At 67.8% G+C, this 16,598-nt stretch carries 20 protein-coding genes; 2 read left to right on the forward strand and 18 right to left on the reverse strand.

Going from position 1 to position 16,598, the window contains the following annotated elements; translation table 11 throughout:
- Complete coding sequence (locus RT051_RS07410) at nucleotides 1–1,098, reverse strand: efflux RND transporter periplasmic adaptor subunit (RefSeq protein ID WP_313074414.1); 1,098 nt, start codon at nucleotides 1,096–1,098, stop codon at nucleotides 1–3.
- Nucleotides 1,099–1,189: 91 nt separating this feature from the next.
- Between RT051_RS07410 and RT051_RS07415 the strand changes: the two genes are divergently transcribed.
- Together RT051_RS07415 and gloA are read left to right on the forward strand one after the other, a co-directional pair.
- A complete protein-coding gene (locus RT051_RS07415; protein WP_313074416.1) occupies nucleotides 1,190–1,537 on the forward strand; it encodes a metalloregulator ArsR/SmtB family transcription factor in 348 nt (115 codons plus the stop codon).
- Between the two features lie 318 nt (nucleotides 1,538–1,855).
- Nucleotides 1,856–2,299: a lactoylglutathione lyase gene (gloA, locus tag RT051_RS07420; protein ID WP_313074419.1), complete on the forward strand. Its 444-nt coding sequence runs from the start codon at nucleotides 1,856–1,858 to the stop codon at nucleotides 2,297–2,299.
- 193 nt (nucleotides 2,300–2,492) lie between these two features.
- Here gloA and RT051_RS07425 read toward each other — a convergent pair whose 3' ends face one another.
- The 17 genes from RT051_RS07425 to RT051_RS07505 form a co-directional block, all read right to left on the reverse strand.
- Nucleotides 2,493–3,047 (reverse strand): hypothetical protein, encoded by a 555-nt coding sequence (locus tag RT051_RS07425; RefSeq protein WP_313074422.1) that lies wholly within the window; start codon nucleotides 3,045–3,047, stop codon nucleotides 2,493–2,495.
- Nucleotides 3,047–3,502, reverse strand: a complete 456-nt coding sequence (locus RT051_RS07430; RefSeq protein ID WP_313074424.1) for a D-Ala-D-Ala carboxypeptidase family metallohydrolase — start codon at nucleotides 3,500–3,502, stop codon at nucleotides 3,047–3,049. Before RT051_RS07430 ends, RT051_RS07425 begins: the two co-directional genes overlap by 1 nt.
- A gap of 5 nt (nucleotides 3,503–3,507) precedes the next feature.
- Nucleotides 3,508–3,840 carry a hypothetical protein gene (locus RT051_RS07435; RefSeq protein ID WP_313074426.1) on the reverse strand — a complete coding sequence of 111 codons (333 nt, stop codon included), beginning with the start codon at nucleotides 3,838–3,840 and terminating at the stop codon, nucleotides 3,508–3,510.
- Entirely contained in the window at nucleotides 3,837–4,250 is a 414-nt protein-coding gene (locus tag RT051_RS07440) for a hypothetical protein (RefSeq protein WP_313074429.1), read from the reverse strand. Before RT051_RS07440 ends, RT051_RS07435 begins: the two co-directional genes overlap by 4 nt.
- Before the next feature lie 72 nt (nucleotides 4,251–4,322).
- Nucleotides 4,323–4,844, reverse strand: coding sequence for a DUF4376 domain-containing protein (locus RT051_RS07445; RefSeq protein ID WP_313074432.1), 522 nt, complete (start codon nucleotides 4,842–4,844; stop codon nucleotides 4,323–4,325).
- 7 nt (nucleotides 4,845–4,851) lie between these two features.
- A complete protein-coding gene (locus RT051_RS07450; protein ID WP_313074435.1) occupies nucleotides 4,852–5,841 on the reverse strand; it encodes a hypothetical protein in 990 nt (329 codons plus the stop codon).
- A gap of 1 nt (nucleotide 5,842) precedes the next feature.
- Complete coding sequence (locus RT051_RS07455) at nucleotides 5,843–6,874, reverse strand: hypothetical protein (RefSeq protein WP_313074437.1); 1,032 nt, start codon at nucleotides 6,872–6,874, stop codon at nucleotides 5,843–5,845.
- Nucleotides 6,871–7,839 carry a hypothetical protein gene (locus RT051_RS07460; protein ID WP_313074440.1) on the reverse strand — a complete coding sequence of 323 codons (969 nt, stop codon included), beginning with the start codon at nucleotides 7,837–7,839 and terminating at the stop codon, nucleotides 6,871–6,873. The genes RT051_RS07455 and RT051_RS07460 overlap by 4 nt, the downstream gene beginning before the upstream one ends.
- Nucleotides 7,840–7,850: 11 nt before the next feature.
- A complete protein-coding gene (locus tag RT051_RS07465) occupies nucleotides 7,851–12,806 on the reverse strand; it encodes a phage tail length tape measure family protein (RefSeq protein WP_313074442.1) in 4,956 nt (1,651 codons plus the stop codon).
- 2 nt (nucleotides 12,807–12,808) lie between these two features.
- The gene (locus RT051_RS07470) at nucleotides 12,809–13,135 is read right to left on the reverse strand and encodes a DUF1799 domain-containing protein (RefSeq protein WP_313074444.1); all 327 of its coding nucleotides are present in this window, start codon (nucleotides 13,133–13,135) and stop codon (nucleotides 12,809–12,811) included.
- A gap of 83 nt (nucleotides 13,136–13,218) precedes the next feature.
- Nucleotides 13,219–13,539 (reverse strand): hypothetical protein, encoded by a 321-nt coding sequence (locus RT051_RS07475; RefSeq protein ID WP_313074446.1) that lies wholly within the window; start codon nucleotides 13,537–13,539, stop codon nucleotides 13,219–13,221.
- Nucleotides 13,540–13,624: 85 nt separating this feature from the next.
- The gene (locus RT051_RS07480; RefSeq protein ID WP_313074450.1) at nucleotides 13,625–14,554 is read right to left on the reverse strand and encodes a phage tail tube protein; all 930 of its coding nucleotides are present in this window, start codon (nucleotides 14,552–14,554) and stop codon (nucleotides 13,625–13,627) included.
- Nucleotides 14,555–14,587: 33 nt separating this feature from the next.
- Nucleotides 14,588–14,794, reverse strand: coding sequence for a hypothetical protein (locus RT051_RS07485; RefSeq protein WP_313074452.1), 207 nt, complete (start codon nucleotides 14,792–14,794; stop codon nucleotides 14,588–14,590).
- 25 nt (nucleotides 14,795–14,819) lie between these two features.
- Nucleotides 14,820–15,191: a hypothetical protein gene (locus RT051_RS07490; protein WP_313074455.1), complete on the reverse strand. Its 372-nt coding sequence runs from the start codon at nucleotides 15,189–15,191 to the stop codon at nucleotides 14,820–14,822.
- Nucleotides 15,188–15,742, reverse strand: a complete 555-nt coding sequence (locus tag RT051_RS07495) for an HK97-gp10 family putative phage morphogenesis protein (RefSeq protein WP_313074458.1) — start codon at nucleotides 15,740–15,742, stop codon at nucleotides 15,188–15,190. The genes RT051_RS07490 and RT051_RS07495 overlap by 4 nt, the downstream gene beginning before the upstream one ends.
- Nucleotides 15,735–16,070 (reverse strand): head-tail adaptor protein, encoded by a 336-nt coding sequence (locus RT051_RS07500; RefSeq protein WP_313074460.1) that lies wholly within the window; start codon nucleotides 16,068–16,070, stop codon nucleotides 15,735–15,737. Before RT051_RS07500 ends, RT051_RS07495 begins: the two co-directional genes overlap by 8 nt.
- 1 nt (nucleotide 16,071) lies before the next feature.
- Nucleotides 16,072–16,422, reverse strand: coding sequence for a head-tail connector protein (locus RT051_RS07505; protein WP_313074463.1), 351 nt, complete (start codon nucleotides 16,420–16,422; stop codon nucleotides 16,072–16,074).
- Between the last annotated feature and the right edge of the window lie 176 nt (nucleotides 16,423–16,598).

Raw genomic sequence — 16,598 nt, forward strand, 5'->3', positions numbered from 1 at the left:
TCAACGCACCCGGGCAGCAGCCTGTGGATCGAGTGCCACGCGCTCGCCGGCGCGCAAGCCACTCAGGACGGGAATGGGTGCTTGGCCGTCGGCAGCACTGGCCGGAGCCTGACCCAGCCGCACCTGGCGCAGGCGAGGGCGCTGCTGCTCATCCAGCACATAGACAGCGGTCAGCTCACCCCGGCGCAGCACGGCGCTGGCTGGCACGGCCAGGAGGGTGGATTCAGTCCGTCCGCCTTCTGCTGGCTGTACACCGGGCAGCCACAGGCGCGCGAACATGCCTGGAGCTGCAGCCGCAAAACCAGGGGGCAGGGCAACGCGCAGCTGCACCGTGTGCGTCGTCCGGTCCACCGTGGGCAGGCGCTGGACTTCCTGCAAGGGTACGTTCACGCGGCCAGCTCCCAGGCTGGGAACTTCCAGCTGGGCGGAGCCGCCCGGCGGCAGCCATGCCTGCGGCGCCGCCGCGGCAATGCGCAATGCCGTCGGGTCGTACAGCCGCACCAGGGGGCGGCCGGGAGTGGCCATGTCGCCCAGGGCCACAGGCACCTCGCTGACCACACCGGAGTAGGGCGCTCGCACGATATGCAGTCCGGCCTGCGCGGCGGCAGCGCCGGCCTGGGCCTGCAAGGCCCGCACCTGCGCGTGGGCGGCCTGCGCCTGGGCCTGGGCGCGCTCCAGGCCGGCCTGGCTGACGTACTGACGGGAGAACAGCTGCTTCTGGCGCGCCAATTCGTTGTCGGCCAGCCGTGCCTGGGAGCGGGCGGCGTCCACCTGCGCAGCGCGGGCAGCAGCGTTCTGGCGGATGGTTTGCGCATCCAGGCGCAGCAACTCCTGGCCTTCTCGCACACGGTCGCCCACTCGTACCTGGAGCTGCACCACGGCCCCCGACACCTGGGCGGCAAGGGATGTGTCGCGAACGGGCTCGATCACGCCGTCGGCACTGTGCAGGCTGCCGGAGCCAGCAGGCTGCACTACTGCCGAAGCCAACTCTCCGGCGGAGGCATCCACCTTGGCCGGCAAAGCCGGCAGGCCGAGCACGACGGCCAGTATCAGAGGCGGCGTTCGGGACAGGCGCAGGGGCATGATGAGGAAGGGCATGATCCTATTGTTTAACTAAATAGTTGAATAGTCAAACAAGTTTTAGAATGTCTGCCATGCACCACATCCATCCATTTAGGAGGGCGGCCGAGTGAAGGAACTTCCACCAGAAGCCCTGGAGCATGTCGCCGCGTATTTCCAGGCCTTGTCCGAGCCCACGAGGCTGAACCTGATCAATCTGCTGCGCGCGGGCGAGCGCAATGTGGGGGAGCTGGCCCGCAGTTGCGGCTGCACGACGGCCAACACCTCCAAACACTTGGCCTTGCTGGCCGGCCAGGGGTTGGTGGCGCGCGAAAGCCGCGGCACCAGCGTGTACTACCGCATTGCCGACGAGACGATCTATGCGCTGTGCGACCTGGTCTGCGACAGCCTGGCACGCAAGTTCGCCCAGCAGGCGCAGGAGCGCGCCATGTTTCATCCGCGGCCGGACATTTCGTGAACGAAGATGCGCTGAGGTCAACGGCCGCGTCTTGCTCAAGGCTGCGGCGTCAAAGTTCTGGGCTGCAGCATCCAGCGCCTGGAAAACCTGGAGCGGCAAGCGTGGGCGGGGCGCACGAAGGGGCACCGAAAGCAGAAAACGCGGCTTATATTTTACATAATATACATCGTATTCCTAATATCCACCAAAACCCGACGATTCCAGTCCTCCCGGCTTGCCCGGGCCTGTCAAATCCGCTGTTTTCCCTGGGAAAGGCCTCTTTCAGGCCTTTAACCGGGCCTTTTTCGGGTGTGCGCGGCGCTGGGGATAATGCGTTCCATGCGATTTCTCCACACCATGCTGCGCGTTGGCAATCTCCAGCGCTCCATCGACTTCTACACCCAGGTGCTCGGCATGCAGTTGCTGCGCACGTCCGAGAACCCCGAATACAAATACTCGCTGGCGTTTCTCGGTTTCGACGGCGGCAACCCCGGCCAGGCCGAGCTCGAGCTGACCTACAACTGGGGCACCGAGAGCTATGACATGGGCAGCGCCTATGGCCATATCGCCCTGGGCGTGCCCGACGCCTATGCCGCCTGCGAACGCATCAAGGCTGCGGGCGGTAACGTCACGCGCGAAGCCGGCCCGGTCAAGGGCGGCAGCACGGTGATCGCGTTCGTCACCGACCCCGATGGCTACAAGATTGAATTAATACAAAGGGAATCAACAGCTTACGAAAGTAGCCGCCAAAGCGCCGCCGAATCTGATCCATTGCGCTCATAAGAATAACTGGCGCCGTGCCCTTGCGCCGCGCTAATCGATGCGCGGCAGGGGGCCATCATCGTTGATGGGACACAACTCACGCGCCGCCCTCTTCTGCAGCTGCCGGGCCAGCTCGCGCTGGTCTCGCCGCAGGCGCTGGTCCAGTTGACGCGACCGGCGGGCGCTGGTGGGTCCGCTGGCGACCTGGCGACCTTCAGGGTGCGGCGCGGCGCGCATCGCGGGCGTCCTCAATGTCGAGGATCTGATTGAGCTGGCCGCTCAGCTCGGCATACCGGGCGCGGCAGGTGGCGATGTGCTCGGCCGCGTCGCGTTCGCTGGCGTAGCCGCCGGCGTCGTCCGCAGGTCCGGCAGCGGCTGCGGCCGACCCCGCAGCGCGGCCGGCAGGGGCTCGCAGGCCCAAGTTTGGCGAGGCAGGTTTGCCGATGGCGTTGAGCATGCCGACAGTGCCAGCATCGAGGCAGCGGCGATCAGATAGCTTTGCAATGCGCGCACGTGCATCTCCCAGTTGGTTGTTGAGCCCGGCCAGAGCGGCCGCGTGTTCGCCGACCTTGCGGGCGGCCAGCTGGCGCTGCTGGCGCGCGTCGGATTCGCGCAGTTCGCGCGCCTCGTCCTCAGCCGCCTGGCGCTCTTTTGTGGCGGCCGCGGTGTTGGCCTGCCAGCGCCATTCCTGCACGCGCCAGGCGCCGGCGCTGGCCAGTGCGGCGGTCACCAGGGCGGTGGCCGCGTAGGTGTAGAGGGCCTTGGCCATTACGCAGCCTGGATGCCCAGCTGCGTGCCGGCGTTGCTGATGGTGATGACGCGGTTGACAGGCCTGTCCGGCACGCGCGTGGACAGATGCACCCAGGCCTTGCCGCCCACGTGCTCGTAGATGAGCTGGCCGATGCCCAGCGCGCCCACCAGCGGCGCCAGGCCACGCGCGATCTGCAGCGGCGTTCCGTATCCGGGCGCGACGACGTCGGCCGCCCTGCCTTGCACGTGGTCGCTGGTGGCCACGCCGCCCACGGCTCGGTTGACGGCCTGCGAGCGGTAGCCGCTGGTGACGATGACGGGCGCGCCCAGGTGCGCGCGCACGCGCTCGAGCAGCTCGGCCAGGTGCTGCAGCTGCACGGTGGCCTGCGGGCTGGGCGTGTTGTCCAGTCCCAGGCGGCGGGCAGTGCTGCTGGCCGTCAGCTCGGCCAGCGAAAAATGCGGGGTCAGTTGCATGGTGTCTATCCCTCTTTGACGCGGGTGCGGACGATCAGGACGGCAAAGCCCAGGACGATGCAGACGTCCTGCAGCGTGGGGGCCTGCAAGGGCATCAGCACCACCAGCACGCCAGCAGTGCGCGGCGCGGCGGAAAGGTGCTGCAGCAGGGGCGAGGCCAGCGCGCCGCCGCCGCCCAGGGCCAGCAGCAACCAGGCAATGGCCTTGAGCCACTCGGTGGTGCGCTCGCGCGCGCCCAGGCCCGGGCGGCACGGCGTGGTGCGCTCCAGCTTGTTGAGGGCCTCGGCCAACACCACCAGGCCGGCCAGCGCGTGAATGAATTGCAGCCAGGCGGTCATGGCGAGGCCTCCCCCGTGGCGGGCGCCATGGGTTGCCCCGCAAGGCGCCGGATGACAAACATCAGCACTTGCTGTGCGCCGCCGCCCACCGCGAACGCGCCGCCCAGCAGCAATGACTCGGGCACCTGCGCCAACAACATGGCCAGCGGCGTGAGGTAGCCCGCCGTCAGGCTGGAGGCGAACGCCACCGCCATGCGCCGCAACGTGGTGCGCAGCAGCACGGGCCAGGTGTCGCCCGTGCCGGGCACGGTGTTGAGCAAGATGATGGCCACCAGCGAGCCAGCGAAGCCGGCCACCAGCAGATCCACCCGCAGTCCCAGTGGCACGCCGAAAGCCGTCAGCACCGAAGTGGAGACGGCCGCGGTGGCGACGGTGACCACGCCGGCGGCTGTGGTCGTGGGCTCAGGCATTGGCAGCTCCGGCTGGTATGGGCGTAAAAAAACCCGCTGGCGCGGGCTGTAGGGCGTGGTGTCGTGAAACGTTCATACGGGCCACCCGGCGCTCACGTCGTATGCGTCGCAAGCCGCCAGATCGGCCAGCATGGCGATGGCCTCGTGGTGCGCGCGCTCAGCCGAAAAACATGCCTGCACATGCAGGGCGATGGCCGCGGCGATGGCCTTGATCTCGGCCAAGGTCAGCGTGACCCACCCGGACGGCGCCTTGAAATCCACCTCAGCGACACCAGCCAGCTCGGCGTTGGCGATCACCGACGTGATGCGGTTTTGGTCCTCGACGCCCGTGGCCACGCGCCCGCCATTGGGCAGCGTCAGGCCGCCGGTTTCGTGCTGCCAGCGCAGACTTGTGGCACGCGCAGTCAAGACGTCCTTTGTGCCTTGCAGATCCAGGACAGGTGACGTGGGCAGCGCCGCTACGCCGTCTGCAACGCGGTATTCGTCCATGCGCTTGGCGTCGAAATCCTCCGGCGCCTGGACCCAGGCATCCGGGCCCGCATAGTCATTGGTGGCGGTGGCGACGATGCGATCGCCCTGAATGATGAGTTTCATGCCTGCCTCACAGCTTGATCATGCGAACTGCGCGAGCCCGAGCCAACTGATCCCGGGAAGAGTAGCTCCAGGCGCCGGACAATGAGTTCACGAACGGCGCGCCACCCTGGACGTAATCGGAGGCATCGCGTTCGGGGCATGCAGCCCAGTAATTCCCAGCTTCGTACGCTTGTGCGCCACCGACCTTGAACAAGGCGTTTTCTGCGACGCTTGGGCGCATCCGGTCTAGCAGGAGCTGGAGAACCGGCGCCGTGGGCGGCGCCCAATCGATGTAGCCACCGATCGTTAAGCTGCGCGACCACTGAAAAAGCGGGTGCTGCGCGTCGTTTAAGGCTTCGGCTATAGGCAAACCGAAGTAGGTATTGCTGGAAGTAAGAGAGGTGGTGTTGGTCAATTTCCATTGCACGCTGGCGTTTTCTCCGCCGATTTTGGGTGCCTGGATGACCGCATACCGACCATCCTCTGCCGTAACCACGCACCCCAGGTAGCCTCCCCCCAGGGCACCCCCGTACACCGTCGCGCGCAGCGACGCTGATGCATCGATGACGGACATGCGCGCAGGCATCCTGAGCAGATCAAGGAACAAGCCCTCAGACCGCAACGCCTGGCTCAGCTGACTGGGGCTGGACAGCGCCCAATCCAACAGTCCTGCCACGCTGCTATACGCCTGCGGGTCCAGCCCAGCCTGGGCGGCATACAGCTTAGCGCGACTTGTATCGCTGGACAGTAGAGCGTTGTAGGCCGATGCATTGGCTTTGATCTCTGCCATCAGCGTCGGATGGACCAGCAGGTGATTCAGCGACGCGCTGCTGGACAGCAACGTGGTAAACGCCGAATGGCTGTTGATGATCCGCCGCGCCTGGCCGCGCATGCCGTACATCACGGACAGCTCACTCAGCCGTGTGGGGTCGCTGGTCAGAAGGGCCTGCAGCCCGGCGCTGTTGAGCGTGCCGGCCTCCAGGGCGTTGATCAAGCGCATGGCGCGTACGAGGGGCATGTCAGGACTCCTTGAAAACGGTGATTTGCCACTGCGCTGCAATCGTTGAGGCAGCAGCAGCGGATGGGTTGGACAAAGTGACGGTGACGGTATCGGCGGCGCTGACGCGGGCGGTGACGGCCAGGCGCGCATCGAGCGCGGCCAGGGGCGTGGCCAGCACCGCCTGGCCGGGCAGTGCGCCGGGCAAGAACGCAGGGAAGCGGGCCTGCGCCGTGGCAGCTACCGATGACAACGCGCACGACGCGGTGGCACGCAAGAGCTGTCCAGCGGCGGCGCGGCTGAACGCGCTCTCGCGGATCTCGTCGTCGGGCAGACTCCAGGCGGCCAGCAGGTCGGGGTGAGCCGCGGCCAGCAGCCAGCGGCCTGCTGCAGCGGCAAAGCAGCTTTCGTCGTCATCCGGCTCATCACTGCCCGTCTCCCAGGCAAACAGCCCCAGGCCATCGACCAGCACGAGGTCGCCGCTGGCGCCCGCACGGCCGCGAAACTGGGCGCGACTGTCGTAGGCCAGCGAATCAATCCCACCGCCCGTTTTTGCCCAGGCAGGCGACACTCCGGGCTCGGCGGCGGAAGCGCTGGGGATGGCCTGCAGCGACACCCAGAATCTGCCGGCGTGGTAGGTCGTCGAGCCTTTGGCAACGGCACCGGACAACTCCGACCACGGCCCCACAAAATTGGCCACGGCCTGCGCTGCAGCGGCACTGTCGGCGGCTTGGGATGCCGATTGCGCTGCGGCGTTTTTGATGGCGTTGGTATCGGCCACGGCCTGGTCGGCAATCGCCTTGGTTTGCGCCAGGGCCTGTGTCTTGACCTGTTGCGTGTCTGCCAATGTCTGCGCGGCGGCTTGCACCAGCTCGTGCGTCGCCGCGGCGTTTTGCTGGGTTGCGGCCGCCAGCACGTTCGCACCAGGCTGCAGCACATCCTTCTGCCACGCTAAAAATGCTTCGTACTGCAGGTCGAAGCTGATCTCGTCGTCGGCGGAATTGGGCACCGGCGGGCCAGGCGGAATAGGGATGGGCTCGACAATATCGGTCATGTGGGTAGTCCTTCGATCTGAAAATCTGCCGTGGTGTGCATATATCCCTCGCGCGCCACGTCTGCGCTCTTGAGTACGCCGAACACCAGGCTTTGGGCATAGCCCGTGGCCAGCGTCGGGGCGTAGGCAGCGCCGCGCCCGAGCAAGGCGCGCAGCTGGACCAGGGCGTTGTCCTCTTGTTTGCCTGACAGCTCCACCGTGCCCGACATGTCGTAGCCGGTGCCGTAGATCAACACCGAGGTGCTGCCATCGGGTTCGTCGCGGCGGTGCGTCCAGGCCTTGGGGCTGCGACGCAGGCCGTACACCACGCCGCCCCAGTGCACGCCAGGGATGAACCGCAACCGCCCGATCTCGCACTGCACCATGCGGCGCAGCTGGCCTGTGCCCCCTTGCACAGTGATGCAGATCTCCGCATCCGCGTAGATGGGCAGGTCGGTGATCAGCACCCTGTCGCGCGTGCGGCGCTGGCCGAAGCCGTAGTCCCAGTAGCCGGTGGCCGGCTCCTTGAGCGAGCCCGTGCGCACCTGCAGCGGCTCTGCCGTGCCTGGGCGATGCACGGCCACGCGCCAGGCGCCGCCGCGCAGCCCGAACAGTGCCACGGCGCTGGCGTAGCGCGCGCGCACTCGGTATTGCAGGTCCTCGGTGGTGCTTTCCAGCGGGATGTTCTGGTACACCAGCCGGCCATCGGGCCGCAGCATCGGGCCGAAGGGCAGCCAGCGGCGCGTGGGGCGCATGTCCACCCACCCCGCAGGGTCCTGCTCGGGTGGCGTGCTGCTGGGCGGCGTGCTGCTGGGCGAGCGCGCCGCGGCGCAGCGGTACACCCGGTGCAGCCCCGAGCGCGAGCGCTCGTCACCCACGGCGTAGGTGCCGCCGCTGACCCATTCCGGCTCCTCGGCCGCTGGCTCGGCAATGCTGCCAGCCAGGAAACTGGCGTCGGTGATGGGGATGCGTTCGATGTAGTACATGCGGTGAAGTCCTAGAAGACGGGTGCGGGCTGCGTGGTCAACGCGTTGCCCCGCACCACGCTGCCCAGCAGCGCAGCGGTATCGCCGGTGTTGGTGTTGCCCTCCTCCACTCGCGCGCACAGGCGCTGCACTTCGGCGGTGAGGGCTTCGATCAGGCGCTCCATACGCGAGTTGTCACGCCCTCCCAACGCGCCGGCGAGCTGCTCCTGGTTCCAGATGCGCGCAGGGCCCGTGGCCTCCAGCTCCCAGCCGCGCTCACCCACCACCCGCAAGCCGCCGGCGTGCAGCCCTCCGCTGGCAAAGCCAGGCACGCCCGCCAGGTGTTTGAGGTAGTCCCAGTCGGCGCTGCTCTGCGCTCCGAGCGTGGACTCCACACTGGCGCGGATCTGCGCATCGGTCAGACCAACATCGACCAGATGCTGGTAGTGCACCGCCTTGTCTTGAGGTGTGCCTTGGGCAATCTTCGGCAACCTGTCAATGGTCGTGGACACCACAGCCGCTGCCTGCGCCAAATACGTCCAGTCCTCATCCGTCTGCACGCCCGCCATGCTCTCGACCACGGCGCGGATGTCATTGAGCCCCACGCCGTCGTGCAGCATGGCGTTGTACATGCTGTACTTGGCCATCGGGTCGCCCCCGATGGCCGTGGCAATGGCGTTGCCGTAACGCTCCTGCAGGGGCCCAAGGGCACCTGCGCCGCCCATCCCGAGTTGTTTGGCCTGCGTCAGCGCCTGCGCCAGCTGTGCGATGGCAGCCTCCACGGACTGCACGCTGCTGTCGATACCGTAGAGCGCGTCGATCTGCGCGCGGGCGTTGTCCAGGATGCCGTCCAGGGCCTTGAGCTGCCGCTCCGCCTCGGTGAGCTGGTCACCGCTGATCCTCTCCAGGTCCTTGAGGCGGTTGGCCACGACGAGGCGTTGGTAATCCGCTTCGGCCTGGGTTGCGTACACCTCTTTCGTCAAGCCCTGCTGCACGCCGTCAATGGCCTCGGCCAGCTCGCCGGCGTCGGGCAAGTAGCCCGTGCGCTCAGCTGCAGCCAGCGCCTGGGCGATGTAGTCCGCACCCGACTGCAGGTTGTGCCGCGCCAGGGACTCGACATCCCCCAGCAAGGACTTGGCACCCGAGCGCACGGCGTCAAAGACGGCCCGCATCTCGCCCGCCGCCTCCTCCAGGACCTCGCGGCGCGCGGCAACGGAGCGCTCCAGCGCGGACATGGCGCGGTCGATACCGGCGCGGGCATCTTCCACGGCCCAGATACGTTCTTGCAGCCCTCGGTTGCTCGCGTCGAGCGCAGCGAGTTCCCGGGCACGCAAAGCCGCCGTGTTGCCCAATGCTCGATCAAGCTGGGCTTGCAGGCCGTCGCGCTGGTTGATGACTGCCTCGGCCTGGCGGCGTGCAGCCTCTGCTGCTGCCTCGGCTTGCTGCTGCGCGGCTGCTGCAGCCTGCTCAGCGCTGGTGACGATCTCCGAAAACGCCCCCGACAGCTGCAGCAGCATCGCGTACGCACGACGGCCGGATTCGGTGCTCCGGTCTTGCGCCTCCACGAGCTGCCGGTACATCTGCCGCGCGCCCTCGGCGGCGATGTCGGGGATCGCCACGCCGACGACGGACAGCTGCTGCTCAAGCATGCGGCGGGCGTATTCACGCCGCTCTTCTGCCGAGTAGTAGCCCGTCTGGAAGTACATATTCCCGGCCTGGGCCATCTGCTCGGCCCCGCCGAAGGCGTCCACCAGCTGGCTGGCCGCATCGGCGCCGGCAAGGGACGCTTCGTACAACGACTGGCCGAACATGCCAAGCATGCCGTTGGCCGCTTGCAAGCTCGTAGCAAGGCGCGTGAGCGTGTCGATGGCTTGCTCGCCTTCGCGGGCGTACTCGCTGGGGGTGTAGACCTGGCGCTGGTACGCGGCCCCTGATGTGATGTCAGCGAACCATTGGGCAATGTCCTCGCTGCCATTCCATTCGCGAGCGGTGTCGGTCACGACGGTGGTCCACGTGCCAATCAGCTGCTGGGCGATGGCGTTGCTCGCCGTGTCCAGGGCCTCGTGGATTTTCTTGGCGACTTCGGCTTCGGACAAGTCGTCAAACCGCAGGCCTCGCAGGCCGACGTCCGGGTGCACGCCGTCGTTGCCAAATTGGGTAGTGAAGCCCTCAAGCGAGTCGGTCGCCAGGCCCAGGGACTGCGCGAACCCGCCCAGGTGTTTTTTGGCTTCCCCGAAGGAGCGCTGCAGGTACTCGTCCTGCGGGGCAACGCCCATGTCATCGGTGTAATAGGTCGGGCCACCAAACAGGGAGCCGTCCTCGCGCATCAGGTCAAAGCTGTGCACGCCGCCCGGGCGGCCCAGGGTGCCGTAGACGCCGCTGCCGCGTTTTTCCGTGCCGCCAAAAAAGCCGAAGGCAGCCATCACGGCCACCACCGCCGCGGCGTAGGGCGCGGCAGCCATCAGGGCACTGCCCGCCCCAGCACCGCCTGCCGCACCAGCGGCTGCCGTGCCCGCTGCCGTGCCCGCAGCTGCACCCCCCGCAGCCACACCGCCCCAGCTGCCGTTGGCGGCAATCAGCGCGCCCAGGGCATCCCCGCCCACGGCCCCTACCGCATTGGCATAGCCCAGCGACAGAGCAGAGGCGCCCGCAGTGGAGCCCGCGCCCATCCAGCCCGCCAGGGTATTGACGCCGCTGCTGTAGCCCGACAGGGCGCCGTACATGGAGTACGCGCTTTGTGCGTTGTTGGCCAGGCCCAGAATGCCGCCACCCTGCGCCCCGACGACCGAGTTGGCAGCTGTGGCGAAATTGCTGCCGAAGACGCTCGTGCCGACCTGGATCAGCCAGCGGCGCCCCACCAGCTGCCACAACACATCCAGCACCGCGGCCTTGATGGTCTTGCCCACGCGCTCAAACGCGCCCACGCCGTTATTGGCCACGTCCACGAACACGTCGTGGGCGGTGCGGTCGATGCTGGTGAATAAGTCCACCCAAGCGGCTTGCTCGCGCTCGCGCACGCCCTTCTTGCCCAGCAGGCCGATCAGCTTCTCGCGCTCTTCGATCTCGCGCTGCAGCTCTCTCCAGCCCTCGCTGTCCTTGTAGAACCCGGCCTGCTTTTCCTTCATGCGCGCCAGGGCGACGCGTTCGATTGCCTCGGCCAACGTGATGTTGAGCGAGCGGGCTATTTCGGCTGCCTGCTCTTCTTCCTGCAGGCCCTGGACGCGGTCCTTGACGGACTTCAGGGACGCGGCTGCGGCTTCCTGCTGCGAGCGCATCCACGCTTCGATGCCGTCGGCTTCCTTCTTGCGCGCGGCGGCCGCGGCCTGCGAAACCTTGATGGCTTCTTGCTGAGCCTGCGTCTGCTTCTCCAGCGCGAGCATGGATTCGAGCTGTTTACCGATCAGCTCAGCCTCGGCCGCGGTCACCTTGACCTTGCCGCTGCGCAGCTGCTCCAGTACGTCGACGGCCAGGCGCTCGCCCTCGGCCAGGCGCTCACCCGCCGACAGCTCAGCCGCGTACTGGGCGGCGCGCTTGTCGATGCTCTCGATGAGCCCGTCCACGGCCTTCTTGGCGTCCTTGGCGCCCTTGCCCTGCTGGGCGTAGGCGGCGCGAATCTTGGCCTCCATCTCGGGCGTGAAGGCCTCGCCCAGCTTGGCCTTCCACTCCGCGATCTCGATGGCGGCCTTCTGGGCAGCGGTGCCGTACTTCTTGAGGTACGAGTCAGTCAGGCCGACGACCTTGCCTTGCTGCTCGACGGCTTTGGTAGTGCCCGACAGGGACGCCAGCAACGCATCGTTCTCCGTCGCCAGAGCTTCGTACGAGTTTGCGAGCCCGTCAGCCGCGGCAACGTTGCGCGACAGCACATCCCGCTGGCTTTCCAGTAAGCCGATCTGAAGCTGCAGGTCAAAGTGGTCACCAAACAGCCGCTCGTTGATCTTGTTGCGCAGGCTCTTCGAGGGATCGAGCGTGGCAGAGTCGGCGCGCAGCTGCGCTAGCTTGCGCTCCACGTCCACCAACTCGGACGCGGCATTGCCCGACGTGGCGGCGCCCAGCAGGCCGCCCATGCCTCCGTTGCGCAGCTCCACCAGCGCCACGCCCAGCCTGGCGGCCGCCCCGGCCGTGTCCACCATCAGCTGCACGTAGAACGCAAAGGCGCTGCGCGTGGACTCGCTTTGCAGCAGGGTGTTGAAGTCCTCGACACTCTGGCGCAGCGCGGGCACGCTGGCGCTGTCGGCCGTCATCAGGTCATTGATGGTGTTGCCCACCGCCTCCAGCGCACCCCCTAGCGTGTTGCGCGCGGCCTCGGCCGCGCCGCCGTAGCTGGACTCCAGCTCGGCAAACACGATGGCCTGAGACTCGGCCAGGCGGCCGCTCGCCTCCAGGGCGCGCGCCATCTCGATCTGCGACTCGGAGAACTTGAAGCCCTGGCGCTGCAGCGACTGCATGCCGGTGCTGGGCTTGTCCAGGGCCTTGGCCACGCTCTCCATGGACTGGTTGAGGTCCATGCCCAGGCGGGTGCCCATGTCCATGGCCGCGCGCAGGGCGCGCGGGAACTGCTCGCCCACGATGTTGGTGTAGCTGAGCAGGCGGGTCTGCGCCTGGTTGATGGCGCCGGCCGAGTAGGTGGTGGACTTGGCCAAGTCGGCGGCCATGGCGTTGAGGCGGTCCTGGCTGTAGCCGGCGGCCTCGCCCGTGGACTTCAGGGCGGCAGACAGCTGGGCCTGTTCGCGCTCGGCGTTGACGGTCTCCTGGCGAATGCGGTTGAACGAGGCGGCCAGCGTGGCGATGGAGGCAGCACCCGCCACAACGCCGACGATGGCCGACTTGATGGAGCTGGTGCTTTTCTCCACCATTTTGGACATCTTGTCGTAGGCGTCCTGCACCTTCTTGGCGCTGGCCAGGGCGGCCTGCTCGGTCTTGTCCAGGCCCTGGGTGAATTGCGCGTGCTCCAGCGCGAGCTTGACGACGAGAGAGCCGAGAGCGGACATGGTCACCCTTCTTCTTTTTGCCGTTGTTCGGCGTCATAAGCGAGCACGGCATGCTCCATGAGTTGCAGGCCGGCGAAGATCTCGCGACGGTGGTCGGTGCGGCGCACGCTCTCGCGCAACCAGGCGCTGACGCCGGCGTACTGCAGGCCCGTGCGCTGGGCCAGCATGCCGGCGTAACTCCATTGCGACCGCAGGGAGACGAACGCGGCCACGACACGCTGGTTGTCGGCGTGCACGCCGAAGGTGTCGCCGGTCTTGGGCAGGGCGGCGCGCTCGATTTGCGCACGCACACGATCAATCTCGTGCTGCGGCGCACCGAAAGCCTGCATGGCCTGCAAGGTGCTTTCGTCGGGGGCGAAGCGCGCAGAGTCATCCTCGGCGCGCTCGCCAGCCCAGAAGCGCGCCGCCGCGATCAGTTTTTTTCCTTGGCGCCTACGTTGTGCTTCCAGTAAGTGGTGGCGGCTTCGCGCACGGCGCCGGTCAGTTTCAGGAAGGCCTCAAAGTTTTCTTCGTTGAACTCCACGGGCTGGCGCTGCTCGTCCACCATCTCCCAGCCCTCCATTTTTTCGCGCAGCAGCTCGGTGTTGGGCAGCTCCAGCAGGCGCTTGCGCTCGGTATCGTCGGAGCGCTTGAAGATGCCGATGAACGACTCTTCGCGCCAGGTGCCGGACTTGGTGGCGACGTTGACGGTGACCTTGGCCTTGAAGGTTTCGGAAGGGGCGAGGATGAACATGGATGGCTCCTGTCGATGGTGATGGCGGAAAACAAAAGGCCCACCGTTGCGGGTGGGCCTGGGAGGGCGCGCGGGGCGCGGGGGGTCAGCGAACGACGATGCTCAGCTCGTCGTTGCCGAGCAGCGGGTTGACGTCGAACGGCATGGCGACCATGGCGATGCCCTGGTCGTCCTGCAGGCTGAAGGGGTTGCACTGGATGTTGGGCGCGGCCAGCTCGATGATGTTGCCGGGGGTGACGCCGTGCACCAGGCTCATGGCGCCGGTAGTGCCTGCGCGCACCACCTCGGCCCAGTTCTTGGTGGCGATGCTGGGCAGCTCCATGGTGACGTTGCCGGTGGGCTGGCGGTCCGGGCTGCGTGCGCCGGCGCAGTTGATCAGCTCGCGCCAGGCCTGCGTGTTGCCCCAGGCGATCGAGAAGGCCGACGTGCAGGCCTGCACGCCGTGGAAGCTGAACGTGGGCGTGTTGGCCTTGCCCACGGTCTTGGGTTGCTGGAAGGCGCTGTAGTCCACACCCGTGGGCAGCGGCGTGTCAGTGGGGGGGGAGTACGCGCCCAGAAACTCGAACTGCATGACCGGAATGGCCTTGGCGTTGAGGGTGAACGTAACGTTGCCCTTGACGCCCGTGAGCTTGAACAGGATGCCGTCCAGGTAGCCGTACAGGGTCAGGGTAGGTTCCCCCTCGCTCACGGGGTCGTACGTCACATCCTGCCCTGCGGTGACGGTCTCGGCAAAGCCGCAGGCCTGCAGCAGCGGGCCCCAGGCGGGCGCGGTGCCGGCGGCGCCGCTGCCGGCCAGCTCGACCTCGCAGGTGAGCCTGCGGTGCACGCCCACCACCAGCTTGCCGCTGTTGCCCTTGTAGGGGCGGATCAGGTCGCGGCTGACTTGCTCGGCCGTGATGGGCTCGGGCATGAGGGCGCGGCACATGATGGCGTTGGCCGCGGCGGTGGGGTTGGCGTCGTCGCCGCTGGTGGTTTCGATGACTGCCAGCAGCAGCATCTTTTTCATGGACTTCATGGCGGGGTGTCCTTTCCGGTTGGGTGGTGGGCTTCAGGGGGCGGCGCGCCGGCGTTGGCCGGTGGCGAGGTCGCGCACGTAGCTGCCGCCCAGGCCGGTGTGCTCGTCGCGCTGGCGCGGGGGCGTGGGCTGGTGGTGCGCGGGCTTGACCGGCCGGGCCGGCTTGGCGGCGGCGGGCGCGGGCTGTGCACTCGTGTGCACACCGCCGTCCGCCGCGGGTGCGGTGGTGGTCTTGGGCATGGTGGCCTTTCGGTGGAGAGGGGGGTTAGTAGCGCGGCGTGCGCAGGCGCACGGTGAGAAAGCGGGCGTAGAGCTGCGGGTCGGGCTCGTAGTCGGCGTCGCCGCAGGCCTCCTCCCACTGATAGGCGGGCAGCGCCTGCAGCGCGGGGCGCAGGGTGCCGCCGCCATCGAGGGGCAGCAGCGCGTCCAGCTCGTCCAGGTCGCGCGCCACGGCGACCACGTTGATGTCGTGTTGCATGTAGCCGCCGCCGGCGCACCAGGCCGGCTCGGGCTCGCTGTCCACGTCGAACACGACGGCGGGGTACGCGGGATCGGGCGGCAGCTCGATGGCCCAGGTGTTGCCGAACACGGCGGCCAGGGCGTCGGTGATTTGCTGGTGCAGCGTGGCGGTGCTCATCCTCCGGCGTCCTTGTCCAGGTCCTGCTGCAGGCGCTCGTTCATGGCCTGCAGGGCTTCGGCCCTGCCCTGCTCCAGCGCCGGCGCGATGAAGGGCTTGGCAGGCACGGTGTGCGTGGGCGATTTGCGGCGCTGGCGCAGGCTGGTGCTGCCGTTGGCGGCCTTGCGGGGAACCACGTTGTGGCCCAGCTCGACCCAGCGCCAGTAGTACGGATCGTCCGCGTAGCGCTTGACGATGCGACCGCGCCCGTTGACGGCCAGGCGTTCGCCCTTGCTGCGGGCCTTGGCACTCAGGTTGCGGCCGTGGCGCACGCCCAGGTGGTACTGCTCGGTGCCGGGGGGTGCGGCGGTCTCGCGCTTGATGGCGATGTTCTTGACCATGGCGCCGGTGCGCCGCGAGCCGTTGGCCAGGGCGATGGCCTTGGCCTTGCGCTTGAGCACGTTGCCCGCGGCCACCAGCATGCGCCGGCTGGTGCGGGTGCGTATGGCGTCGCGCACGCGGCCGTAGCGCTGCTGCATGTCGCCAATGCCGAGGATCTCAGTCTTAGCCATCGTTGAGCCCTGTGTCGCAGGTGAGGACCATCCAGCCGGGGTAGTCGGCCAGTGGCTTGACGTGGGTGATACCCAGCAGCTGCGTGCCGTCCACGACGCGCATCTGGGTGGAGATGCCGGCACGCTCGCGCAGCAAGAACTCGACGCGCGCCACGGCCACCTGGCCACCGGCGGCGCTGCTGGCGCTGCGCTCGCTGCCGCTCATGTCGCGGCGCTGGGCCCAGCACTGCCAGTACGTCGCCCAGGCGGTTTTGATGCCGCCGGAGGCGCCGCGGGTAACGGTGCGCTCCTCGATGCGGATGCGGTCGCGCAGCTTGCCGGCCCGCATGTCACGCCCCCATGCGCCGCAGCGGCAGCAGGCAGGCGCGGGCGCCGGTGGGCAGGCGCGTGGCGATGGTGCCGGCCACAACGTCCTCGCGGTTGGCGTCCAGGTCGCCCAGGATCAGCAAGATGCCGGCGCGCACCATGTCGGTGGCCACCAGCGGGTCGATGCCCGCGGTGCCTGCCAGCACGGCGGCGTCCAGCTCCTGCTGGGTGGCGTACACGGCGCGGTCGAGGTAGGTGGTGGCGATCTGCGTGGCGGCCGACAGCTTGAGGCGGATGTCGTCGTCGGCGTCGGTGCCGTCGATGCGCAGATGGGCCTTGGCCTGCTCAAGCGTGACGATCTGCGGGGCGGGCATGGTCAGGGTGCCTCGGCCGGCGCTGCAGGGTCAGCCGCGGCACTGGCGCCGCCGGGCCCGGGCTGTTGGGCGTCAGCGAGCGCAAGGGCATCGGACGGGCCGGCCTGCTGTGCCGATTGCGGGCCGGCGGCGCCGGCTTCGGCGGGGCCGGCGCTGGCGGTGTGCTGCGGCGCCTG

This window comes from Melaminivora sp. (assembly GCF_032059615.1).
Lineage (GTDB): Bacteria > Pseudomonadota > Gammaproteobacteria > Burkholderiales > Burkholderiaceae_C > Melaminivora.